The organism is Streptomyces vastus (assembly GCF_039532825.1).
Taxonomy (GTDB): Bacteria; Actinomycetota; Actinomycetes; order Streptomycetales; family Streptomycetaceae; genus Streptomyces; species Streptomyces vastus.
The window spans coordinates 179,317-202,164 of the sequence record NZ_BAAASJ010000125.1 but is presented as its reverse complement, the minus strand read 5'-3'; the positions used below and the strand labels follow the sequence as shown (position 1 = coordinate 202,164).

The 22,848-nt window shown below is 70.8% G+C and carries 22 protein-coding genes; 6 read left to right on the top strand and 16 right to left on the bottom strand.

Annotation, left to right across the window (positions count from 1 at the left end):
* Positions 1-93: 93 nt before the first annotated feature.
* Positions 94-1,344 (top strand): serine hydrolase domain-containing protein, encoded by a 1,251-nt coding sequence (locus ABD357_RS43310; protein WP_344397209.1) that lies wholly within the window; start codon positions 94-96, stop codon positions 1,342-1,344.
* Positions 1,345-1,350: 6 nt separating this feature from the next.
* Here the strand turns inward: ABD357_RS43310 and ABD357_RS43305 are convergent, their stop codons facing one another.
* From ABD357_RS43305 to ABD357_RS43280, 6 genes are all read right to left on the bottom strand, one after another.
* A complete protein-coding gene (locus tag ABD357_RS43305) occupies positions 1,351-1,617 on the bottom strand; it encodes a DUF1876 domain-containing protein (RefSeq protein ID WP_344397207.1) in 267 nt (88 codons plus the stop codon).
* A 193-nt stretch (positions 1,618-1,810) separates the two neighbouring features.
* On the bottom strand, positions 1,811-1,972 hold the full coding sequence (locus ABD357_RS43300; RefSeq protein WP_344397205.1) for an SLC13 family permease: 162 nt from the start codon (positions 1,970-1,972) through the stop codon (positions 1,811-1,813).
* Positions 1,973-2,045: 73 nt separating this feature from the next.
* Entirely contained in the window at positions 2,046-2,507 is a 462-nt protein-coding gene (locus ABD357_RS43295) for a CBS domain-containing protein (RefSeq protein ID WP_344397203.1), read from the bottom strand.
* A 36-nt stretch (positions 2,508-2,543) separates the two neighbouring features.
* Entirely contained in the window at positions 2,544-2,957 is a 414-nt protein-coding gene (locus ABD357_RS43290; RefSeq protein WP_344397201.1) for a hypothetical protein, read from the bottom strand.
* Between the two features lie 154 nt (positions 2,958-3,111).
* Entirely contained in the window at positions 3,112-3,834 is a 723-nt protein-coding gene (locus ABD357_RS43285) for a potassium channel family protein (RefSeq protein ID WP_344397199.1), read from the bottom strand.
* The gene (locus ABD357_RS43280; RefSeq protein ID WP_344397197.1) at positions 3,827-5,206 is read right to left on the bottom strand and encodes a TrkH family potassium uptake protein; all 1,380 of its coding nucleotides are present in this window, start codon (positions 5,204-5,206) and stop codon (positions 3,827-3,829) included. The genes ABD357_RS43285 and ABD357_RS43280 overlap by 8 nt, the downstream gene beginning before the upstream one ends.
* A gap of 266 nt (positions 5,207-5,472) precedes the next feature.
* Here ABD357_RS43280 and ABD357_RS43275 point away from each other — a divergent pair, with 266 nt between their 5' ends.
* The 3 genes from ABD357_RS43275 (at position 5,473) to ABD357_RS43265 (ending at position 11,705) form a co-directional block, all read left to right on the top strand.
* Complete coding sequence (locus ABD357_RS43275) at positions 5,473-6,414, top strand: pectate lyase family protein (protein ID WP_344397195.1); 942 nt, start codon at positions 5,473-5,475, stop codon at positions 6,412-6,414.
* 192 nt (positions 6,415-6,606) lie between these two features.
* Positions 6,607-10,620 (top strand): substrate-binding domain-containing protein, encoded by a 4,014-nt coding sequence (locus ABD357_RS43270; protein ID WP_344397192.1) that lies wholly within the window; start codon positions 6,607-6,609, stop codon positions 10,618-10,620.
* A 101-nt stretch (positions 10,621-10,721) separates the two neighbouring features.
* On the top strand, positions 10,722-11,705 hold the full coding sequence (locus ABD357_RS43265; protein ID WP_344397191.1) for an aldo/keto reductase: 984 nt from the start codon (positions 10,722-10,724) through the stop codon (positions 11,703-11,705).
* A 67-nt stretch (positions 11,706-11,772) separates the two neighbouring features.
* Here ABD357_RS43265 and ABD357_RS43260 read toward each other — a convergent pair whose 3' ends face one another.
* Complete coding sequence (locus tag ABD357_RS43260; protein ID WP_344397190.1) at positions 11,773-12,582, bottom strand: SAM-dependent methyltransferase; 810 nt, start codon at positions 12,580-12,582, stop codon at positions 11,773-11,775.
* 557 nt (positions 12,583-13,139) lie between these two features.
* On the opposite strand from ABD357_RS43260, the gene ABD357_RS43255 reads away from it, so the two are divergent.
* Positions 13,140-13,316, top strand: a complete 177-nt coding sequence (locus ABD357_RS43255) for a hypothetical protein (RefSeq protein ID WP_344397189.1) — start codon at positions 13,140-13,142, stop codon at positions 13,314-13,316.
* Between the two features lie 176 nt (positions 13,317-13,492).
* Here ABD357_RS43255 and ABD357_RS43250 read toward each other — a convergent pair whose 3' ends face one another.
* A complete protein-coding gene (locus ABD357_RS43250) occupies positions 13,493-15,184 on the bottom strand; it encodes a dolichyl-phosphate-mannose--protein mannosyltransferase (protein ID WP_344397631.1) in 1,692 nt (563 codons plus the stop codon).
* Between the two features lie 163 nt (positions 15,185-15,347).
* On the opposite strand from ABD357_RS43250, the gene ABD357_RS43245 reads away from it, so the two are divergent.
* A complete protein-coding gene (locus tag ABD357_RS43245) occupies positions 15,348-15,605 on the top strand; it encodes a hypothetical protein (RefSeq protein WP_344397187.1) in 258 nt (85 codons plus the stop codon).
* 232 nt (positions 15,606-15,837) lie between these two features.
* Here the strand turns inward: ABD357_RS43245 and ABD357_RS43240 are convergent, their stop codons facing one another.
* From ABD357_RS43240 to ABD357_RS43205, 8 genes are all read right to left on the bottom strand, one after another.
* Entirely contained in the window at positions 15,838-16,344 is a 507-nt protein-coding gene (locus ABD357_RS43240; protein WP_344397185.1) for a SigE family RNA polymerase sigma factor, read from the bottom strand.
* A gap of 224 nt (positions 16,345-16,568) precedes the next feature.
* Positions 16,569-17,162, bottom strand: a complete 594-nt coding sequence (locus tag ABD357_RS43235; RefSeq protein ID WP_344397183.1) for an SDR family NAD(P)-dependent oxidoreductase — start codon at positions 17,160-17,162, stop codon at positions 16,569-16,571.
* Positions 17,141-17,317 carry a hypothetical protein gene (locus ABD357_RS43230; RefSeq protein WP_344397181.1) on the bottom strand — a complete coding sequence of 59 codons (177 nt, stop codon included), beginning with the start codon at positions 17,315-17,317 and terminating at the stop codon, positions 17,141-17,143. The genes ABD357_RS43235 and ABD357_RS43230 overlap by 22 nt, the downstream gene beginning before the upstream one ends.
* 101 nt (positions 17,318-17,418) lie before the next feature.
* Positions 17,419-18,372 carry a glycoside hydrolase family protein gene (locus tag ABD357_RS43225; protein WP_344397180.1) on the bottom strand — a complete coding sequence of 318 codons (954 nt, stop codon included), beginning with the start codon at positions 18,370-18,372 and terminating at the stop codon, positions 17,419-17,421.
* A gap of 40 nt (positions 18,373-18,412) precedes the next feature.
* The gene (gene arfA / locus ABD357_RS43220; RefSeq protein ID WP_344397178.1) at positions 18,413-19,936 is read right to left on the bottom strand and encodes an arabinosylfuranosidase ArfA; all 1,524 of its coding nucleotides are present in this window, start codon (positions 19,934-19,936) and stop codon (positions 18,413-18,415) included.
* Positions 19,937-20,006: 70 nt separating this feature from the next.
* Complete coding sequence (locus ABD357_RS43215; RefSeq protein WP_344397176.1) at positions 20,007-21,080, bottom strand: lactonase family protein; 1,074 nt, start codon at positions 21,078-21,080, stop codon at positions 20,007-20,009.
* Positions 21,081-21,143: 63 nt separating this feature from the next.
* Positions 21,144-22,103: a sugar kinase gene (locus ABD357_RS43210; RefSeq protein WP_344397174.1), complete on the bottom strand. Its 960-nt coding sequence runs from the start codon at positions 22,101-22,103 to the stop codon at positions 21,144-21,146.
* Entirely contained in the window at positions 22,100-22,771 is a 672-nt protein-coding gene (locus tag ABD357_RS43205; protein WP_344397172.1) for a bifunctional 4-hydroxy-2-oxoglutarate aldolase/2-dehydro-3-deoxy-phosphogluconate aldolase, read from the bottom strand. The genes ABD357_RS43210 and ABD357_RS43205 overlap by 4 nt, the downstream gene beginning before the upstream one ends.
* Positions 22,772-22,848 lie beyond the last annotated feature (77 nt).

Sequence of the window (22,848 nt, the reverse complement as noted above, 5' to 3'; positions counted from 1 at the left end):
GAACTCAGCCCCCCGGAACGGGGGTCGGCCCTACTCCAGACGCTCGGGTTGCCTGGATGGGCCGAGGAGTTGACGATCCGTAACGTCTGACGCATGGGTACGCAGACACGCGAGCAGTTCAGTCGGTCGGCATGGGTGAGGGTGACGCTGGCGGTGGCCGGGGTCGGGGCGATCGGGGCGACCACCCTGCTCGGCTCCGGCGCCGGAGCCCTGGGCGCCGACAGCGAGGGGGTCTCACTCGGCCGGTTCCAGCGGGACGCGGACGCGGTCCGGGACACCGGCGCCACCGGACTGGTGGCCAGGGCGCGGGACGCCGCCGGCCGGGACATGTCGGTCAGGTCGGGTGTCGCCGATCTGGAGCGGGGCGGGCCCGTGCCGTACGACGCCTACTACCGGATCGGCAGCGACACGAAGACCTTCGTGGCCGTCGTCGCCCTCCAACTGGTCGCCGAGGGCAAGGTGAGCCTGGACGACACCGTCGACAAGTGGCTGCCCAAAGTGGTCACCGGCAACGGCAACGACGGCAGCCGCATCACCATCCGCAACCTGCTCCAGCACACCAGCGGGCTCGTCGACTACACCGACATCCTCTTCGGCGACCCGGCCGAGCTGACGCCCGAGCGCTATCGCGAGCAGCGCTTCGAGGTGCGCACCCCCGAGGAACAGGTCGCGCTGGCCATGACGCGCAAGCCCGGCTGGCTGCCGGACGCCGACGACCTGGGGTCCGAGACCCGCTGGGCGTATTCCAACACCAACTACGTACTGGCCGGCATGATCATCGAGAAGGCCACCGGTCACCGCTGGGAGCAGGAAGTCCACGAGCGCGTCATCGAGCCGCTGGAACTGCGCCACACTCTCACCCCCGGCACCTCGCCCTACATCCCCCGGCCCACCGCCACCGCATACCTCCAGTTCCCCGGTCGCGACGACCTCACCGACACCACGCTCGCCGTGGAGGGCGGTGCGGACGGCGCCATCATCAGCACGACCGACGACATGAACTCGTTCCTGCGCGCCCTGATGAGCGGACGGCTGCTGCCCGCGGAGCAACTGGCGCAGATGCGCGCCACCGTCCCGGCGCCCGACGAGGTCGGCGGCGACAAGACGCGCTACGGGCTCGGCATCGCCTGGCGCCCGGCCAAGGGCTGCCCCGAGGGTGTCTGGCACCACGGCGGCACCTCCTTCGGCACCGTCTCCGAGTCCGCCGTCACCCCGGACGGCAGGGCCTCGGCCGCAACGGCCGTCTTCACCACCCGCTTCGGCGACGAGAAGCGCTTCATCCAGCAGGCCGAAGCCACCACCGACCTGATCGACCACGCGGTCTGCGGCCGACAGAGTGGATAGCCCGCGTCACGGGTGCGGATGCGCCGGTGCGTGCGTGGCCTCCTCGATCTCGTGGGCGGCCTTGCGCAGCAGTCGCCGGGCCATGTCGTTGAGCGCCCTGGCCGCGGCGAGTTCCTCACCGACCTGGGCCTGTTCCGGATCGTTGGGATTGCGCTTTGCATGACCACGGGTCGTCAGCCGTGTGGTGTCGGGCAACTGCAGAGTCGCCCTCGCCTCGCTCTCGGTCTCGGACCGGTCGATGTCCAGGTCGATATGCCAGTTGAGGTGTGCCATGGTGCTCACCCCTTCGCGCCCGCCGGAGTTCCGTGCAGTGGCGACGAGTGCCCGGATCCCGGGGCCGTATGCGTCGGGGCTTGCCGGCATCGGCGTACGTCACGCGAGGGCGAAGTATCGATGGCCGCCATCGTGGCGACGTACGGAATGTTGTCGACGATGCCCGACAGGACCGCGGAGGCGCCCAGCATCGTCAGGGATCCGCCCGGTTCGTTGTCACCGATCGCGTCGGCCAGGTCTTGGAGACCTCACCGATGACGCCCGTGTCGATGAGTCCGCCGATCATGATGAAAAGGCCGGCGAAGAAGGCAGGCGTGGGCCATTCCACCTCGGCCAGGACCTCGCCGGTCTCCACCGAGGAGACGGCGATGAGGAGCCCGGCGCCGAGCAGCGCCCGCCGGGTTCCGGAAGCGCTGCGGGGCGCGCCCTTATGACACGGCGCCGAGCAGCCGGTCCAGCAGATGCGAGGCGGTGATCACGCCGAGCAGATGCAGACCGGCCTTGTCCTTCTCCACGACCGCCACCAGCGGGCTGCGCACCTGCGCCATCAGCGCCGCGACCTCCAGGGCGGTGTCGTCCGGCGCGGCGACCGGCGGTGCGGGCACGGACTTCGACAGACAGTCCCGTACGGTCCGGTCCTTGAGCGCCTGGCACAACCGGTCGGCGTGGCGCTCGTCGACCACGGCGGCCAGCGTCGGGTCCTCTATGACGTACTCCGGCACCAGGATCTTGATCATCTGGGAGGCCGGCAGGATCGCCTTCGGCGCGCCCCACTCGTCGACCACCAGGAGTGCGGGCAGCCGGTGCCGGGCCATCAGCTGTGCCGCCTCCAGGGCGTCGGTGTCGAGACCGACCGTCTCGTACTCCACTGCCAGATCACGTGCCCGCACGATCGGCTCCTGTCTCTTCTTCGGTTGCCGCTCTGCTCATTGTCGCTCCCGCCCCGATGTGACGCGGTGGTGGGCGCCGCGGGCGTGCATGATCCGCGCGAGGACCGTGCCGAGGAACGCGGCGGCCAGGAGCAGGACGAGCCGCGCGGCGTCGAGGTGACCCTCCCAGCTGAGTTCACCGCGGGGCGCGATGGCGAAGTTGTTGAGGAACAGCCAGCACACGAGGGCGCTACCGGGCGCCGCACGGAAGCGGGCGGGCAGCCCGAGCAGCACCGCGAGCCCGCACAACGCCCCCAGCGCCAGGGACGGGCTGGACAGTCCGCCGGCGGTACCGAGCACGGCCACCAGGAGGCAGGACCCCGCGAAGGCCGCCATCCACACGAAGCCGGTTGCCACCGGCTCGGGCACGGGCCTGACCGCGGGAGTCCGCAGCGGGTGCCACTCCACCATGACCGCTCCCTTCACCCGTCCCTGCGCGTACGCGGTTGCCGCTCTCCCCCCAGCAACGCACGGCCAGCCGCGTTCGTCGACCGCATCGGGCCGGCTTGATGCATCCCGTACGGCTCGTTGACGGATTACGTACACCACGCGGCCAAGCCTCAGCTCAGCTCAGCTCGGCGAAGGACTCCACCGCGTGGGTCTTGCCGGTGACGATGAGGACGTCGCCCTTCTGGACGACGGTGTCGGCGGTCGCGTACGTGAAGCCCTCGCCGGGCCGCTTGATGCCGACGACCGTGACGCCGTACCTGCGGCGGACCTGGCTCTCGCCGAGCGGCATGTCCGTGACGACCTGAGGGGCGACGGTCTTCACCAGGGCGTAGTCGTCGTCGAACTCGATGAAGTCCAGCATCCGGCCGGTGACCAGGTGGGCGACGCGTTCGCCCATGTCGTGCTCCGGCAGCACGACATGGTGCACACCGAGGCGTTCGAGGATCTGGCCGTGCTGGCGGCTGATGGCCTTGGCCCACAGGTTGGGCACCTCGGCCTCCAGCAGATTCGAGCTGACCAGGATGCTCGCCTCGATGTCCGTACCGATGGCGACGACGGCGCTGGTGAACTCGTGGACACCGAGCTGATGCAGCGCCTGGGCGTCGGTGCAGTCGGCGACGGCGGCGTGGGTGAGGCTGTCGCTGTACTTCTGCACCAGCCGGGCGTCGGTGTCGATCCCGAGGACGTCCCAGCCGCGCCGCATCAGCTCGCCGGCCAGTGAGGAGCCGAAGCGCCCCAGGCCGATCACGGCGACGCGCTGGTCGGCGCCGCCGCGGGCGGGGGTCTCGGCGCGGCGCTCGCGGCGCCGATGACGCAGGGAGGGCAGGTGCTCAACCAATGACGGGTCGCTCCTCGGGCAGTTCGTAGCGGCGGGTGCGCTCGCGCAGGGCGAGGGCCGAGACGAGGGTGATGGGGCCGAGGCGGCCGACGAACATCAGCCCGATCAGGAGCAGTTGACCGGTCGTCGGCAGGTCGGCGGTGATGCCGGTGGACAGGCCCACGGTGGCGAAGGCGGAGACGACTTCGAACAGCACCGCCTCCAGACGCTCCTCGGTGAGCGCGAGCAGGGCGAGCGTGGAGGCGATGACCAGGCCGACGCCCAGCAGCGCCACGGTCAGCGCCTGGCGCAGCACCTGCGGGGCCAGCCGGCGGCCCAGCACCACGGAGTGACTCTCGCCGCGGACCTCGGCGGTGATCGCGGCGAACAGGACGGCGAAGGTGGTGACCTTGATGCCGCCTGCGGTTCCGGCACTGCCGCCGCCGATGAACATCAGTACACAGGTCATCAGCAGCGTCGAGGAGTGCAGGGCGCCGATGTCGAGGGAGTTGAACCCGGCGGTGCGCGACGTTGCAGAGTGGAAGAAGCCGCTGAGGATTTTGTGCGCCACGCCCTGCGGGCCCAGCGTCGCGGCGCTGGTCCACTCCAGCAGGCACGTCAGTACGGTCCCCGAGAGCAGCAGGACAGCGGTCATGGTCAGCGTCAGCCTGGTGTGCAGCGTCCAGTTGCGGCGCCCGGTCGTCCGCCGCCGGTTGCGGTGGCGCAGCACTTCCAGCATGACTGGGAAGCCGATGCCGCCCAGGATCACGGCGGCGGCGATCGGCAGCGTGACCCAGGCATCCCGCGCGTAGCGGGTGAGGCTGTCGGCGTGCAGCCCGAACCCCGCGTTGTTGAACGCCGACACGGCATGGAAGTAGCCCAGATACGCCGACTCGCCGATGCCGTTGCCGTATCCGTAGCGGAAACGCAGCGTGAGGACGGCGCTCACCGCGAGCTCGACGATCACGGTCGTACCGGCGACGCCGATCAGCACCCGGCGTACGTCCCCGATGCCGAGGCTCTTCGTCTCGGCCTGCGCGGTCAGCTGCAGCCGCAGGCGCAGGCGGCCCGAGACCAGCAGCGCCAGCAGCGAGGCCATCGTCATGATCCCGAAGCCGCCGACCTGGATCAGCGCGAGGATCACTCCCTCGCCGAAGCCGCTCCAGTACGTTCCCGTGTCGACCACGGCCAGACCGGTGACGCAGACCGCGGAGGTGGACGTGAACAACGCCGTCACGAAGGTCGTCGCGGAGCCGTCCTCGGAGGCGACCGGCAGCGTCAGCAGCACAGCACCACCCAGCACCACGACGGCGAACGCGACCACGACCGCACGCGCGGGATGCGCCGCGAGCAGCGAGGGCCACGATCGCAGCCGCGTCAGCAGTCCCGCCACCGCTCGTTCCTTCCCCGCATTCCGAGAGCCGTCGCCGCGTATCGCCGGCGTCAACGCTTGTCAAAGGCTCGTCAAGGTCCCGCCGCACACGTTAATTCGTCCGCTGCGCGCAATAGTCCACACAGCCGCCGTCATCGTCCACAACGGTCGCTCTAGCATCGTGCAAAGCCAGTCGCGCGGCTCAGTCACACGTACGCGTACATCAGCTCTCCAAACCCCCACGGATGGAGAATCCCATGCGCAGGACGAGCGCAAGGATCACCTTGATGAGCGTCGCCGCCGGCACGGCCGTTGTACTGGCCGTCACCGCGGCGACCACCGCGAACGGAGCCCCGACCGAGTCGGAAGGCGACCGGGCGGTAGCGGCGGCGGGCCCCATCGGCTTCGGCGCCGGTACGACGGGAGGTGCGGGCGGCAGCACGGTCACCGTGTCCAACGCCTCCGCCTTCACCTCGGCCGTTCAGAGCAGTGGCGCCGCGATCGTGAAGGTCGACGGCACCATCTCGCTCAGCGGCATGACGAAGGTCGCCGCCAACAAGACCATCGTCGGCGTCGGCACCAACGGCAAGATCACCGGTGGCGGGCTGAACGTCAGCAAGGTCAACAACGTGATCATCCAGAACCTGGCCTTCTCGGGCTCCAACGACGACGCGATCAACGTCGAGTATGCCGAGAAGGTCTGGATCGACCACAACGACATCTCCGGCGCGAGCGACGGCGGAGTCGACATCAAGCGGGCCTCGAACAACATCACCGTTTCGTGGAACCGCAGTCACGACCAGGACAAGAACATGCTGCTGGGACACTCCGACGACAACGGCAGTGAGGACAGCGGCAAGCTGAAGGTGACGTACGACCACAACTGGTTCGACGGCACCGGCCAGCGCAACCCGCGCGTCCGCTTCGGCAACCCGGTCCACGTGCTGAACAACTACTTCAGCGACATCGGGTCCTACGGCGTGGCCTCCACCGAGGGCGCGGGCGTGCTCGTCGAGGGGAACTACTTCGAGAACACCGAGGACCCCTTCCACCTCGGCGAAGCCAGCTCCGGACCCGGCACGCTCGTGGCCAAGAACAACCACTTCGTGGGCTCCGGCGAGGGCCAGACCGGCGGCAGCGTGGCGAGCATCCCGTACGACTACACCGCCGACGCCGCCTCCGGCGTGAAGGCCGCGGTGATGGCGGGCGCCGGAGTGGGCAAGATCTGACGCACCATTCGATCCGGTACACACCGGATTCCCACCGTGCGGCACCTGATGGCCGCACGGACACCGGGGCAGGACCCGCGGACGAGCCGTGCCGCAGGTCTTGCTCCGGTAAGCGCTTTCCCCTACGTTCCTCCACCCGACGGGACATCCCCGGGCAGGCACCCGGGAGCACCCCTGACGAGTGAGGCACAGATGGCGGAACAAGGGCCCGCCGGAGCCGCGGGGCGGCGGGAGAGACCAGAACGGCTCACGATCGGGCTGGTCACGGCGAACATCCATCTCGGAGTCGGAGCCACGTTGTGGTCCGGGGCGCTGAGGGCCGCGGAGCGCGACGACGTGAACCTCGTGTGCTTCCCGGGAGGCTCACTGCGCCCGGGCGGCGAGGCGTCGCGGAGCGCACTGTACGAACTGGTGGACCGGGCACGCCTCGACGGCGTCGTCTGCTGGAGCTCCACCCTCGGCCTGCCGGTGTCCGGCGACCACGCCGAGCGCTTGCTGCGCTCCCTTCGGCGGCTGCCGGTCGTGAGCCTCAACCACGCCCTGGAGGGCGTCGACGACCACGAGACCCTCACGCTCGACTCGTACGCGGGTATGCGGGAGCTCGTCGGTCACCTGGTCGCACGGCACGGAGTGCGGCGCCCCGCGTGCATCCGCGGGCCGCTCACCAACCCCGTCTCCTTCGGGCGGTACCGCGCCTACACCCAGGCACTGGCCCAGTACCGCCTGCCCGCGGAACGCCAACTCGTCTGCGCCGCGGGCGACTTCGCGGCGGGCGCCGGTGCCTCGGCGATGCGGGTGCTGCTGGACGCGCGCGGGCTGCGTCCCGGCGTCGACTTCGACGCGGTGGTCGCGTGCAGCGACGTACTGGCGGCGGACGCGCTGCGGCTGCTCGCCGAGCGGGGCATCCGGGTACCCGAGGACGTCGCCGTGGTCGGCTTCAACGATTCCCCCGAAGCCCGGCTCTCCGAGCCGCCGCTGACATCGGTCTCGCTGCCCTTCGCGGAGCTGGGCGGGCTGGCCGTGGACACGTTGGTGGCCCGGCTGCGGGGCGGGCGTGCGCCGGACCGCAGGGCGGTTGCGGGCGCGGTGGTCGTCCGCCGGTCGTGTGGGTGCCCTTCGCCGTTGGTGGCGGAGGGTTCGGTTAGCGGCGGGTTGCTGTCGGGCGGAGCGCCGGCGGGCCGGTCGCGCATCGAAGGGCGGCGCTCGGATCGGACGCGCTCGGGCCGGGCACGTGCGGAGGGGCCGCGCTCGGGCGGGGCACCTTCGGGTGGGCCGCTGAACGAGGGGGCGTGCTCGGACGGGGCACCTTCGGGTGGGCCGCTGAACGAGGGGGCGTGCTCGGGCGGGTCGCTCAACGCGGGGTCGCCCTCGGGCGGGGCGCTCAACGAGGGGCCGCGCCCGGGTGAGGCGCCTTCCGGCGGTTCGGGCTCGGGCGGGCCGTTGTCGTGTGACGACGTGTTCTCGGCGCTTCCTTGCGCCGGGCGGGAGTTGGCGGCGGCGTTCCGGGCGGACGCCGATCCCGCGGCGGACGTTGATCGCCCCGACGTCCGGCGTGCCGACGTCCCAGGCCGAGGTGTCCGAGGCCGAGGTGTCCAAGGACCCGACATCGGGGTTGCCGACGTCCGGGGCCCAGGCCCTCATGGCTCCGGCCCCCAGGGCTTTCTGCCCATGCTGGAGCGCCTGCTGGGACAGCAGGTGCGCCGCCCCGACACGGTGGCGGCCTGGGAGCGGGCCTTGTTGGAGATACGTGACGATGCGGTCAGGTGTCTGCCGGAAGCCGCGCGGGTCCGCGGGGAGCGGCTTCTCGCACAGGCGCGGCTGCTGGCGGCCGATGCGTCCCGGCGGCTGCTGGAGTACGAGCGGTGGCTGGATGCCCAGGAGGCAGGCCGGCTGCGGGAGTTCGGCACGGCGCTCGCCACGGTGGTCGATCTCGACGGGCTCGGCGAGGTGCTCGAGCGGCACGCGGTGGCGGGCGGGCTGCCGGGGTGCCGGGTGGTGCTCTATGAGGGTGCGTGGGACCGGCTCTGCGGCCCCGGCCCCGGCCGCGGACTGGCGCGGGTCCTGCCGGTCCCGTCCGCATCGGGCGACCATGGCGGGGAGCGCCCCGAGCCGGATCCGTACCCCGCGCACCTGCTGCTGCCCGACGAACTGCTGCCCGAGGCGGGCCGGTTCACCTTCGTGCTCGAACCCCTCCACGTCGGTGACGAACAGCTGGGCTTCGCCGTCTTCGAATCCGGTACGGGGCACGAGGCGGACCGGCGAGGAAGTCTCTACCGGGCGCTGGGTGACCAGATCAGCGCGGCGCTGAAGGGCATCAGGCTGTTCGCGGAGGTGCGCCGCGCCCGTGACGCCGCGGAACGGGCCAGCACGTTCAAGACACGGCTGCTGACCCAGGTCACCCAGGAGCTGCGTGGACCACTGGAGGAGATCCGGCGGCATGCCGGCACCGAAGCGGGCGGGGACGAAGCGGGCGGGGGCGAGGCGCTCCAGCTGGTGCATCGCGATGCCGACCGGCTGCTGCGACTGGTCGACGATCTGCTGGAGTGGTCCCGCACCGGGACGGATGAACTCGGCCTGTCCCCACGGCTGATCGACCCCCGTCCCGTACTTGTGAAGGCGTTCCGTGCCGTCGCCGCAACGGCACCTGGCGGCGCCGACTGGTCGCTCGTACTGCCGCGTCGGCTGCCCGCCGTGCTCGCCGACCGGGAGCAGCTGACCAAAGCTGTCTGTCATGTACTGGACGCCGCGGCACGGGCCGACACCCAGGGAGGCGTCGTGCTGACGGCGCGCACCGCGCCGACGTGCGTCAGGGTCACCGTCACGGCGGTGGCCGACCCGTCCGCGGACCCGCGGTCGGGCGAGGCCGAAGGCGCGGGCCTCGGTTCGGCCACGGCGCGTCGTCTGGTGATGCTGCACGGCGGTTCGTACGCGGTCGGCGACAGCCCGCCGCACATCCGGCTGACCGTGGATCTGCCGCTGCCCGTCGCGCCGGGGCCACGGGCGCCCTCGGCCGGAACCGGACGCACCCTGCTGGCCGTCGGCACGGGCCGGCCCGCCGGGGATGTCGCCGCCCTCGCCAGGCAGCACCGGCTCCGGCTCCGCCCGGTCGGCCCCGACCCCGACTCCGACGCGGACGCCGCCCCGCCCACCGGCCGGCGCACGGTGGCCGCGGTGGTGTGGGACGCCGAGGCCGCCGGGCCCGAGGAGTGGCGGGTGGCACAGCGCCTGCACGACGAACCGGCGCTGAGCGGCACCCCGTTCGTGCTGTTCGGGGCGACGGGCGAGGACCTCGCGCAGGCGCTACGCGGACAGCGGCCCAGCAAGAGCCCGCGGCCGGTGATCGTGGTCGACCGAGCGACACCGTCGCGGGAACGTCTCAGACGCACGGTGGCCACGGCGTTACGCGGCCACCCGGTCCGTACCGCGGCCGACGGCACCACGGCGCTCGCCCTGATCGCCGAGGAGGAACCGCACCTGGTGATCGCCCAGCGGACGCTCGCGGACATGGACGGCTTCGACTTCGTCGACCGGATACGGGTGCTGGAAGGACGCCTCGGGGAAGGAGGGCCCGGCGAACAGGGTCTGGCAGGAGGCAGCGTCCTGGGAGGCGGGGTGGCCGGGGGAGTACTCGTCGGCGGCCATCTGGCCGGAGGGCGTCCGCCGTGCCCCGTACTGCTGCTCAGCGCCGAAGGGTTCACCCACACCGACGCCCACCGCGCCAAGTCCCATCCCGGGCTCGTCCTCCTGGACCGCGACATCCTCACCGAGGACGAGACCGCCCAGCTGGTCGTCGCGATGACGGGCGACGGGGCGCAGGCCGCCGGACGGAACCGGGCCCTCGTCCACCAGGCCCTGGTCTGCCTTCAGACGCACTACCGCCGGCGGATCTCCCGCTGGCAGATCGCCCAGGCCGTCGGCGTCAGCGCCGATCACCTGGGCAGGCTCTTCCACCAGCAGTACGGCCTCACGGTGTGGGAGTACCTGACGCGCGTCAGGATCCAGCGGGCTTGCGAGCAGTTGCGCGGCAGCGAGGACAGCATCCAGAGCGTGGCCCGGGCGGTGGGCTTCACCGACCGGGCGTACTTCAGCCGGGTGTTCCGCAGGGTGACCGGTGTCGCGCCGCACGCCTACCGCACGGCCGGTCCCGTCGTCGGCCCTCAGCCGCGGGACGCGAACACGGGGCTCATTGAGAAGGCCGGTTCATGAATGCGTGCGGGTTCTTCTGTTGGACGGGCGATCTTCCCAGGGCCGATGCTGGAGGCTCGGCACCGCACTGCGCCCACGGGCACCACTGAAAGAGATCACACATGGAACAGCGGGTTATCGGCAGGATCAACCAGCAGGTCTCCGTCGTCGGCCTCGGCACCTGGCAGCTGGGCGCCGACTGGGGCGAGGTCAAGGAGGAGGATGCGCTGGCCGTGCTGGACGCCGCCGTCGAGAGCGGCGTGACGTTCTTCGACACCGCCGATGTGTACGGCGACGGGCGCAGCGAGCAGCTCATCGGCCGCTATCTGCGCGAACGCCCGGACGCGGATCTCCTCGTCGCGACGAAGATGGGCCGCCGCGTGGCGCAGGAGCCGGCGCACTACACCCTCGACAACTTCCGTGCCTGGACGGACCGTTCGCGTACGAACCTGGGCGTGGACACCCTCGATCTCGTACAGCTGCACTGCCCGCCCACACCCGTCTACTCCTCCGACGCGGTCTTCGACGCCCTGGACACCCTCGTCGAGGAGCAGCGCATCGCCGCGTACGGCGTGAGCGTGGAGACCTGTGAGGAGGCGCTGACCGCGATCGCCAGGCCCGGCACGGCCAGCGTCCAGATCATCTTCAACGCCTTCCGGCTCAAGCCGCTGGAGGCGGTGCTCCCGGCCGCCGCCGAGGCGGGCGTGGGCATCATCGCGCGGGTGCCCCTGGCCTCCGGGCTGCTGTCCGGCAAGTACACCAAGGACACCGTCTTCGCGGCCAACGACCACCGTACGTTCAACCGGCACGGCGAGTCCTTCGACCAGGGCGAGACGTTCTCCGGCGTCGACTACGAGTCGGGCCTCGAAGCGGCCGCGGAGTTCTCGGCACTCGCGCCCGCGGGGGCCACTCCCGCGCAGACCGCGCTGCGCTGGATCATCCAGCAGCCCGGCGTGACCTCGGTCATCCCCGGCGCCCGCTCTCCCGAACAGGCACGGGCGAACGCGGAGGCCGCCGCGCTGGCCCCCTTGCCGGACGCGACGCTCGTCGCCGTACGGGAGCTGTACGACCGCAGCATCCGGGCGCAGGTCCACCACCGCTGGTAGCGGGGAGGGGGGCGGTCAGCAGGCGCACGGACCCTCTCGCCCCCTGACCGCCCCGGCAGCCTTACCGCTACGGCTTACGGCCCACTCCGCCGTACGCGTCGACTGTCGACGCTTCGGACTCCGGGCGCCACTCGGTGACCTGGACGACGCCGGGCTCGGCCAGTTCCAGCCCGTCGAAGAACCCGGCGATCTCCTCGACGCTGCGTACGTAGTACGGAACAGCCCCGCTCTCGTTGTACGCGTTCGACGCGGCGATCATGCCGTCGCTGGTGGCGGTGCTGTCGCTGATGACCAGGTAACTGCCTGACGGCAGACCGGCCATGAGGCGTGAGACCAGCGAGCGGGCCTGGTCGTAATCGGCCACATGGCCCAGGGTGTTGAGGATCATCAGGGCGACGGGCTGCGAGAGGTCCAGCGTGCTCGCCGCCGTCTTGAGAATCTCCTCGGGCTCGTAGAAGTCGGCGTCGATGTACGCCGTCTCGCCCTCGGGTGTGCTGGTGAGCAGCGCGCGGGCGTGGGCGAGGACCATGGGGTCGTTGTCGACGTACACGATCCGGGCGTCGGGGGCCACGCGCTGGGCCACCTCGTGGGTGTTGTCGGCGGTCGGCAGGCCGGTGCCGATGTCCAGGAACTGCCGGACGCCCTGTTCGCCGGCCAGGTGCCGGACGGCGCGCCCGAGGAACTGGCGGCTCGTGCGCGCCACGTCGACGAGGCCGGGGAAGATCTCCTTGATCTGGTCCCCGATCTCGCGGTCCACCTCGTAGTTGTCCTTGCCGCCCACGAAGTAGTTCCAGAAACGCGCGGAGTGCGGCTTGGTCGTGTCGATCCGGGCACGTATCTCGGCAGCGGCGGCGAGCTGGGGGTCTTGATCGGACACGAAAGTGCCTCCTGCGCATCGGTGTTCGGTAACCGGACATCAATCTAGTCGAACGGTCGGGCTTCCCGCCCACGTCCTGCACGTCCTGGCAGGTGAACTGGGCCGAACCATAGGGGATTTGGTCAAGTGAGCCGCCGTCAGGCCCAAATCGGCATGGGGCGGGGAGGGGGAGTCAGATCCAGCCCTGCTGCCAGGCGTGGTGGGCGGCGGCGTGGCGGGTGGGGGCTCCAACTTTTCACCACCAGCCCCGCGCCTCCGCCTGAACGGGCGGGCTCCTTTCCCCAATCCCGCCCCTTCCCGAAACCGGGGGCTTCGCCCCCGGGCCCCCACGACCGGGGTGGGGGTGACAGTCGTGTCTCGTCTCGGCTGCGGGTCCGTGGTGGCTGGTCGCTCCCCCACGAGGAGAGCGGCACTCCACTCATCCACTGACTGGATGTGGGCGGAGGCCGCTGGGTCTGCGACCGGGATGAATGCGGTGGAGCCCGAGGACTGAGCTGCTCTGGCCCGGTTGCGGTCACGGGAGGAGTATGGAAGATGAGCGACCAAGGAGGACCGTCATGAAGACCGGGGCCTCGGACTACGACCGCTGGCTGTACTCGCACACGCCATCCCAGGCCGAGGGCGAGCGAGACGAACCGGCCGAGCGTGCGGCCATGGAGCAGCACCCGGACGTCCCCAGAACCGAGCCGTCCCAGGCGGAGGGGGAGAGGGTGGACGACATCCGGACCGCGTAACCGCTGCTACTCCAGGAACCCGCGGGGGCCGGCTCCGTAGTCGGACGGAGACGGCACCCGTCCCGCGCCCCAGGGGAGCGACCGCCGGCGCGGTCAGCGTGACGACGGAGAGTGCCCGGCGTCCCATCCGGGTGAGCCACGGTGCGACATCACGTCGGAGACTGTGAGGATGGAGCTCAGACCCAGGTGTCGAGCCACATGCGGGTGTGCCAGCTGGGATACGGAATCTTCAGGCCCGTGTAGATCGGGAAGAAATAGATGAAGTTCCAGGTGATGAGCAGCACCAGCGTGCCCGCAGCCACCGCACCGCTTTTGCGGCGTGTTTCGCTCGTCCCCGGCGGACCCAGTAGCGCGCCCAGCATCATCGCCACGGCCAGGCACAGGTACGGCACGAAGACGACGGCGTAGAAGGAGAAAACCGTTCGGTCCTGGTACAGGAACCAGGGAAGATAACCCGCGCCCACGGCACACAGAACGGCACCGGCGCGCCAGTCGCGGCGCAGCGCCCACCGGAAGAGCAGATACACGAGGGCGCAGCATGCCGACCACCACAGCAACGGTGTGCCCAGTGCGAGGATCGTCTGCGAGCAGTCGGCCGTCGCCTGGCAGCCGGCCTTGCCGGGCTCCGGTGACTGTGAGTGGAACAGCACGGGACGGCCGAGGACCAGCCAACTCCAGGGATTTGACTCGTACTTGTGTGGAGTGTGCAGTCCCACATGGAACTGGTAGACCCCGTACTCGTAGTGCCACAGGCTGCGGAGTGGTGCCGGAATCCACGACCAGGTGCCGCCGCGGCCGTCCGCCCAGCGCCTCCCATAGCCGTTGTCGGACAGGAACCAGCCGGTCCACGTCGCCAGATACGTCACCACGGCAGCCGGCACGACGGACACCACCGACCAGCCGAGGTCCTTGCGCAGCACCGCACGGTACGGGTGCCGTGCCCCCGCGACACGGCGGGCGCCGACGTCCCACAGCAGGGTCAGGATGAGGAAGGAGGCCAGGAAATACAGGCCGCTCCATTTGGCCGAGATCGCCAGTCCCAGGAAGAAGCCGGCCGCGAGCCGCCATGGACGCACTCCCGTCCCGGCGCGGTCGCCGGTGTCCTCGTCGGGGCGTACGTGACCGTCCTCGCCCGCCGGTAGGGCTGCCGCGAGCCGGGCCCGCGCCCGGTCCCGGTCGATGAGCAGGCATCCGAACGCGGCCAGGACGAAGAACATGACGACGAGGTCGAGCAGAGCGGTGCGGCTCATCACATAGTGCAGGCCGTCCACCGCCAAGAGCGCGCCGGCCAGGCAGCCCAGTACCGTCGAGCGGAACAGGCGGCGGCCTATGCGGCACAGCATCAGCACCGACAGCGTGCCCAGGACCGCCGTCATGAAGCGCCAGCCGAACGGGTTGAGGCCGAACATCCACTCGCCGAGGGCGATCACCCACTTGCCCGTCGGCGGGTGCACGACGAAGGACCCGGTGTCGGAGAGCGGAATCACCTGGGGGTCGGCCAGGATCTGCGGGTCGGCGACCTTGCGGTCCGGCCAGGTGCCCTCATAGCCGAGCTGCAGCAAGGCCCAGGCGTCCTTGGCGTAGTAGGTCTCGTCGAAGACGATGTCCCGCGGGCTGCCCAGACGCCAAAAGCGCGCCAGCCCGGCAAGGAGTGCCACCAGGAGCGGCCAGCCCCACCCTGACCAGCGTGCCAGTCGACCCGCCGCTACCGGGGACGGCCCGAGCGTGCGCCAGAGCTGTGACCCGGGTTCGGGGAACGGCACCACCAGTCGGTCGTGCACGGACGTACGCGGCCGCTCTGCATACCCGAAGCGGCGCAGCCGCCGCTCCCAGGAGGTCGGCCGGTGAGTCGCCGCCTTTTGCGGCACGTCGACAGACGCGGGCGCGTTCGCACGGATCACGTGGTGAGCTTTCAACTCGGGGAGAGCGGGACAAGCGGGGGGTCAGCCATCCGGCGGTCGACGGTGTTCACGTCGGCTCAGGCAGCCCTGACCCATCGGGACCGCTTGAACCAGGCCGAAGCGCTACCTGGTGGTTGAGGTTCGCGTCGGCATCGGGACCGTCTCGGGGGTTGAGGGGCGGTACGGCATCGGCGCCGGCCTGGTAGTTGACGTGCAGGTCGGCATCGGCACTTCCTTGGCGGTGGAGGCGGGGCGGGCCGTCGACGGCATCGGCGCCGGCCTGGTAGTTGACGTGCAGGTCGGCATCGGCATCTCCTTGGCGGTGGAGGCGGGGCGGGCCGTCGACGGCATCGAGGCCGACTCGGCAGAGGTGACGGGACGGGGCTGAGGGCCGGCAGGCCCGCCCTGAGCGAAAGAGCTCGGCAGGACCACCAGTCCGACTCCGAGTCCGGCAACGGTCAGCACGTATCCGGTGGCCATCCATGCCGTCCGGGCTCGCCGTCGGGCGCGAACGCCGGCTTGGAGTCGGTGTCGGTGCCGGTCCTCATAGGGCGTGTCCTCTTGGCTGTCACGCATCATCCGTGCCAGCTCCTGCTCGAAGTGATCCATGGCTCCCTTCTTCACTCCACCGGCTCGACTGCCTCAGCCAGAAGCTGCCGTAACCGTCCGACACCGCGTGCCGTGAGTGAACGGGCGGTACCCACCGGACACCCCAGCACCTCCGCGACCTGCCGCTCGGGCAGGTCCTGGTAGTAGCGCAGCACCACCGCAGCCCGCTGCCGCGCCGGCAACAGCGCCAACATGGCCTCCAACCGGGTCCGTTCATCCACGGCGGCGGTCTCATCCCCCACCTCGGGCGGGTCGGGCAGGTGGTCCACGGGGTGCTCGCCCCACCAGCGACGCCGTGCCGAGCGAGCCGCAGCACGGGCCAGGATCCTGCGCACATATGCCTCGGGCGCCTGCTCGGCCACCTTCGGCCAGGCAAACCACAGCTTGACCAGCGCCTCCTGCAGCATGTCCTCGGCCCGGTGCCGGTCTCCGCCGGTGAGCAGTCGCGCCAGGTGAAGCAACGCCGACCACCGAGCCGCCACGAACCGGTCGAACTCATCGGCCGGCAACTGCCCCATCAGCGTTGCCCCTTACCCCCGTACGCCCCTACACCCTGAATAAAGGCACTGGCCCCTGCCCCGCTATGCACCCCCGACATGTGGTCTGGCTCACATGTGCCCGTCCTGACGGTGCGCTCCCGCGCCCTGAAAGCCCGCGTCCTGGAAAGGCCCGCCCCCACCCGCAGCCCCCCACCGGCGGGAGGGGACGTGGGCCGGTGCGTCGTATGACGAACCGGTCGCGCTCAGGCGGTGGCGCCACCGTCGGCCAGGAGGGTGCTGCCGGTCATGAACATCGACAGGTCGCTGACGCAGAAGAACACGACGCGGGCGATGTCGTCGGGCGTCCCGATGCGGCCGATGGGGCTGGTCATCATGAGCGGCACGCTGTCCTCCTGGACGGGCACGCCGGCGGCGGCCAGCTGATTCCCCTCGGTCGGGACATAGCTGGGTGCCACCCCGAGTACGCGGATTCCGTGCGGGGCCAGCTCCATGGCGCTCTGCCGGGTGATGCCGCGTACCGCGTGCTTCGATCCGACGTAGGCGGCGAGGCCCGGAGCGCTGCCCCGGAAGCCCGCGGTGGAGCAGATGTTGACGATCACGCTGCCGTGCCCGCCGGTGCTCATGATCCGGGAGGCCTCACGGGTGCCCGCGAGGACGCCTCGGGCGTTCACCGCGAACACCTTGTCCCACATCGCGTCGTCCATCTGTGCGATCGGGACACTGGGGAAGACCCCGGCGTTGTTGACCCACGCGTCCAGCCGGTCCCACCGCTCCACGGCGAAGTCCGCCGAGCGGCGCACGTTGTCCGAGTCCGTCACGTCCATCTCGATGCCCACGACGTCGGTCCCGTATCGGTCGGCGAGCTCGGTGGCCGCACCTTGGCCAGCCCGGCATTCACGTCCCCTGACAGCAGGTAGTCGAGGGCGGTGGCCTGCGCGTCCAGGAACGGGCCGGGAAGAAGGCGTACCGCGTTACGGGGGAGTACCTGCATGACTGCTTGATTCCTTGGGTCGAACGCTTCCGCCCTGCGGGGAAGCGGCGTCGTGGGGCCGGCGGTCCGGCGTCAGGGAGGGAACCGCAAGGCCTCCCGTGTCACTGGTCAGGTCCTTCGAGAGGGAGGATGGGGGCCTCGAGGGTTTCGTCGCGGTCGCACACGAGGGTGTCTCCGCTCACCCGCAGGCGGGCGACGTGGACCGAACTCCGGCGGCCGTTGTGGTCGATGTGGGGTCCAGGGTCGTCGTCGGATCGCCTGGGGTGCGAGAAGTAGAAGACGAACGCGCCGAGTTCGCTGGTGACGACATCGGCGTGATAGCCGTACCCCCCGTCGTCCGGGCCCTTCCCGGGACGGTCGAGGATGAGTCCTCGCGGTTCCCATGTCTCCAGGTCCGTGGAGTGGAGAACCCGCTGGCCATGCCATTCGTCGATGAGCATCCAGTAGCTGCCGCCGAGCTCGAAGACGTTCGGGCCTTCGTGCTTCGAGCACGCGACGGCGGGCCCCCGGACGGTCCACTCGGCCAGATCGTCGCTGTCCGCCGCGTAGGTGTGCGCGTGATCGGCCTCGTCCTTGTACCACATGCGGTAGCCGCCCGTGGGGAGCCGCAGGACGCAGGCGTCGATCACTCTCTCGGACGAGAGCGACAGGGTGGAACGGTAGGTCCATGAGAAGAGGTCGTGGCTCGTGTAGTGACGGATCACGCGTGCATGGCCCGCCCACTGGGTCGGAACACCGCGGATCACGCTGACGAACATGTGGTACCCGGTTCCGTCGTCGATGATCTCGGGGGCCCAGTAGGTGTGCCGCCCGGGCTCGATGTCCAGCCCTTCGGCGATTCCCCGGTACAGCCAGCCGGCTCCGCCGTCCGCGGAGGACGCGATCCCGATGTCGGTCCCGTGTATCCAGCTCACGTCGTCCATCGGCGGGGCGTCGGCGCGTCGGCTCGTGTAGAACATCCACCACTCGCCGGCCTGCCGGTTCCAGATGACGGTGGGGTCGGTCGCGCCGTCGTGGATGGGGTCTCGGAACAGGGGTCGGGCAACGGTTGTCATCGGTTCTTCCCAGGCGTGAGTGTGAGGGTGTCGGGAGTGGTCAGTCCTGGTGGTTCGTCAGCCGGATCATGTTCCAGGAGAGCGGCTCGAGTTCGGCGTGGAGGACACCGTCGGTGACGGCGGTGCCGGTGGCGGGGCGCGGGGTGACCCGGTCGGGCCGGTCCGCGGTGTTGGTGGCCTCCGGGGCGCTGTCGGCCAAGGCCAGGTGCTCCGCCACGGTGTGGGCGCCGACGCCGCGCAGGTCGATCTCCAGGGGCAGGGGGTCCGTCTGGCTGCGGTTGACCGCGAAGACGGTGATGTCGCCGCTCTCGTCGTCCATGACGGCGGTGGCGTGCAGCAGCGGTACGTCACCGAAGCGGGCGGTGGGGTACGTGGGGCTGTCCACGTCGACGCGCAGCACCCGGCCGCGCCCGTACGTCGACGCCTGCGCGAAGGGGAAGAACGTGGTCTGCCGCCAGGCCGGGCCGCCCGGCTCGGTCATGATCGGCGCGATGACGTTGACGAGCTGGGCCAGGGAGGCGGCGGTCACCCGGTCGGCGTGCCGCAGCAGGGCGATCAGCAGCGAGCCGAAGACCACGGCGTCGGTGACGGTGTAGACGTCCTCCAGCAGGCGCGGTGCCTGCTGCCAGTCCTCGACCTGGTGGGGGTTGGGCCGCTTCTGGTACCAGACGTTCCATTCGTCGAAGGAGAGGTTGATCCGCTTCTTCTCCTTGAGCCGCGCCCGGACGTGGTCGCAGGTGGCGACGACCGACTCGATGAAGTGCTCCATGTCGACGGCGGAGGCCAGGAAGGAGTCGCGGTCGCCGTCGATCTCCTCGTAGTAGGCGTGCAGCGAGATGTGGTCGACCTGGTCGTACGCGGCCTCCAGGACGGTCGCCTCCCAGGAGCCGAAGGTCGGCATGGAGGACGCCGAACTGCCGCAGGCGACCAGTTCCAGGCCGGGGTCGATCATTCTCATGGCGCGGGCGGTTTCGGCGGCGAGCCGCCCGTACTCCTCGGCCGTCTTGTGCCCGGTCTGCCAGGGCCCGTCCATCTCGTTGCCCAGGCACCACATCTTGATGCCGTACGGCTCCTTGGCGCCGTGGGCGGCACGGCGGTCGGACAGCTCGGTGCCGCCCGGGTGGTTGCTGTACTCCAGCAGCCGCAGGGCGTCCTCCACCCCGCGGGTGCCGAGGTTGACGGCCATCATGGGTTCCATGCCGGTCTTGGCGCAGAAGTCCATGAACTCCCCGAGGCCGAACTCGTTGGTCTCGGTGGACTTCCAGGCCAGATCCAGCCGGACCGGGCGCTCCTCGCGCGGGCCCACGGAGTCCTCCCAGCGGTAACCCGAGACGAAGTTGCCGCCCGGGTAGCGCACGGTGGTGACGCCCAGTTCCCGGATCAGCTCCAGGACGTCCCGGCGCAGGCCGTCGGTGTCGGCCTGCGGGTGGCCGGGTTCGTAGATGCCGGTGTAGACGCAGCGGCCCAGGTGCTCGACGAACGATCCGTACAGCCGGGGGTGGACGGCGCCGATGCCGAACGCCGGGTCGAGGGTGAAGCGTGCGGGGGTGGTGGGGCTGGACATGACGGCCTTTCGTTGGCTGTTCTCAGGCTGTCCGGCGTTTGCGGACGAGGTGTTCAGGGCGAAGCGGGTGTCAGAGGGCGAGCGCGCAGACCACCGACGGAACGGACAGCGCCGGGCCCGCCTGCCGCAGTGCCCCGTCGGCCAGGACACGCAGCGCGACGAGCGTCCCGCTGTGCTGGTTGGCGACCAGCAGATGATCGTCCGCGTAGGTCAGGCCGCGCGGCCAGGTACCGCCGGTGGGCATCTCGTAGACCGGTTCCAGCGTTGTGCCGGTGACCCGGAACGCGGCCACTGTGTCCGCGCCCCGGTTGGTCACCCACACGAAACGGCCGCAGGGCGAGGTGACGATGCCGCCCGGCTGGTTGGTGACGTCCCGGACCGCCGTGGCGGGCGCTGAGGAGAGGCCCGTCAGGGTGCCCGTACCGGCGTCGTAGCGGTGGCAGGTGACGGTCGAGGACAGTTCGTCCGCGCTGAAGACCAATTCTCCGCCAGGAGCGAAGGCGAGGTGGCGAGGACCGGACCCCGCGCGCAGCCGGTTCACCGCGACTCGCGCCAGGGTGCCGGTCCGGGGGTCGAGCCGGTAGGTGAAGACCGAGTCCGCGCCCAGGTCGGTGGCGAGGACGTAACGGCCTGCCGGGTCGACGAGCATCTGGTGGGCGTGGCTGCCCTCCTGCCGTCCGGCGACCGGGCCCGCCCCTTCGTGGACGGCGACGTCGGTCAGCTCCACCGGGCGTCCGTCCGCGCCGAGGCGGTGCACGGCCACGCTGCCGGGCGCCGTGTCGCTGCCGTAGTTCGCGGTCAGCAGCCAGCCCCCGTCCGGGTGGACGGTGAGGTGGCACGGGTTGGCGCCGCCGCTGCTCAACGGGTCGCCCAGCGGGGCCAGTTGGCCGTCGCCGTGCCGGATCAGGGCGCTGACGGTGCCCGGATCCGTCTCGTGAGTGCTGTAGACGACGTCGAGCGAGGGATGCGCCGCCAGGAAGGACGCCCCGCTGACGGGCACCGGTGGCACTTTGGTGTCGTGCGCCAGGTGGCCGGTGCCGGGGGCGAGTTTCAGGGCTGCGATCCCGGCGCCGTCCCCGCCGGAGTCGGGTGTGTAGGAGCCGGTGAGGACAGCGACCTCATCGGTGGAGGAAGGCGTGGGCATGGGTGTTCCCTGGAAGGTCCTTGAGCGGGTGGGTACTTGCGCGGATGCGGTGCCGCGAAGGGCTCAGCGCACGATGTCGTCGTAGTGGTCCAGCAGATCCAGTTCGTTGCGCCTGGGCAGTCCTTCCCAGTCGCCGGTGGTGCTGACGGCGAAGGCGCCGAGCAGGGCCGCCGTCCGCAGCCGCCGCTCCGGGGGCTCACCCGCGAGCAGTTCGGCGAGGTACCCGGCGGCGAACGCGTCTCCCGCGCCCACGGAGTCGTGCAGGGTGACGGGCACGGCGGGCTGCCGGTGTTCCCGGCCGTCGAGAAGGGCGTACGCGCCCTCGGCGCCCAGTTTGATGACGGCTCCGGCGGGGCCGAGTTCGCAGATGCGCTTGGCGAGCTCCTCCGGGCCGTCGGCGTCCGGCACCATGAGACGGGCCTCGTGCGGTCCCGCGAAGACCAGGTCGCTTCTGCGTAGCAGCGGCAGCAGCGTGCGCCCGGCCTCCTGCTCGTTCCACAGCAGCGACCGGAAGTTGACGTCCAGTGAGACCGGTACGCCGGCGTCGACGGCGATGTCCACCGCCCGGGTGACGGCACGGGCCGGACCTTCGCCCAGCGCCGGGGTGATCCCGGTGATGTGCAGGACCGCCGCGCCGGCGACGAGGTCCTCGGGGATGTCGTCGGCGGTCAGCCGGGCACCAGCCGTGTGGGTGCGGTAGTAGCGCGTACGGCTGTGCGTGGCCGTACGGCGTTCGCGCAGCAACAGCGAGGTGGGCGCGGGGTCGCGTGCGGCGACCGTGGTGACGCCTTCCGCGCGCAGCTCGCGGAGGATGAGGTCGCCGAGTGCGTCGTCGCTGACGCGGCCGATCCAGGTGGCGGACCCGCCGAGCCGGCTGACGCCCACGGCGACGTTCGACTCGGCTCCGGCGAGCCCGAGACGCAGGTCGGAGCCGAGGGCCAGTGGGCCGGTGTCCGACGCCGCCAGGACCGCGAGAACCTCGCCGACGGTCACCAAGTAGCGTTGCTGGGAAGGGTCGTTCACGGGCCGATCTCCTGATGACTGGACGGGGCCCGGATCGCGTCGAGCAGCGTGCGGGTTCTCGCCGTGAGGGCGTCCAGGGTCTCCGGTGCCGGGTTCCGGTCCGCTCCGCGCAGCAGCGGGGAACCGATGCCGACGGCGAGGGCGCCCGCGTCGAGGTAGTCGCGGGCCTGGTCGACGCCGACTCCGCCGACGGCGACGAGCGGGACGTCCGGCAGCGGCGCCCGCAGCTGCCGCAGGTGGGCGGGGCCGCCGGTGCTCGCGGGGAAGAGCTTGACGGCGGCGGCACCCGCCCGCCAGGCGGTGGACACCTCGGTGGGTGTCCAGGCGCCCGGGTAGAACGGGATGCCCCGGCCGGCGGCGTCGCGGATCACGTCGGTGTCGACAGCCGGGGCCACCAGGAACTCGGCCCCGGCCGCGAGCGCTTCCCGGGCCTGCCCGGTGGTGATCACCGTGCCGGCGCCGACCGCCACCCCGGGCCCGAGCTCGTCCCGGACGGCGGCCAGCGCGTCGAGGGCACCCGATGTGGTGAGGGTGACCTCCAGGCAGGTGATGCCACCGGCCGCGAGGGCCCGGGCCACAGCGGGCAGTCCCCTCGCGTCGGCCGACCGCAGGATGGCCATGACCCGGGTCCGGCCCAGCTGCGGGGTGAGAGCGGGACGTTCCGTCATGACCTGGCCGCCGCAGGGGAGTTGCCGGTGCCCAGGGTGTTGGTCATGGGAGGTTCCTTTGCAAGATGGTGCGTCGG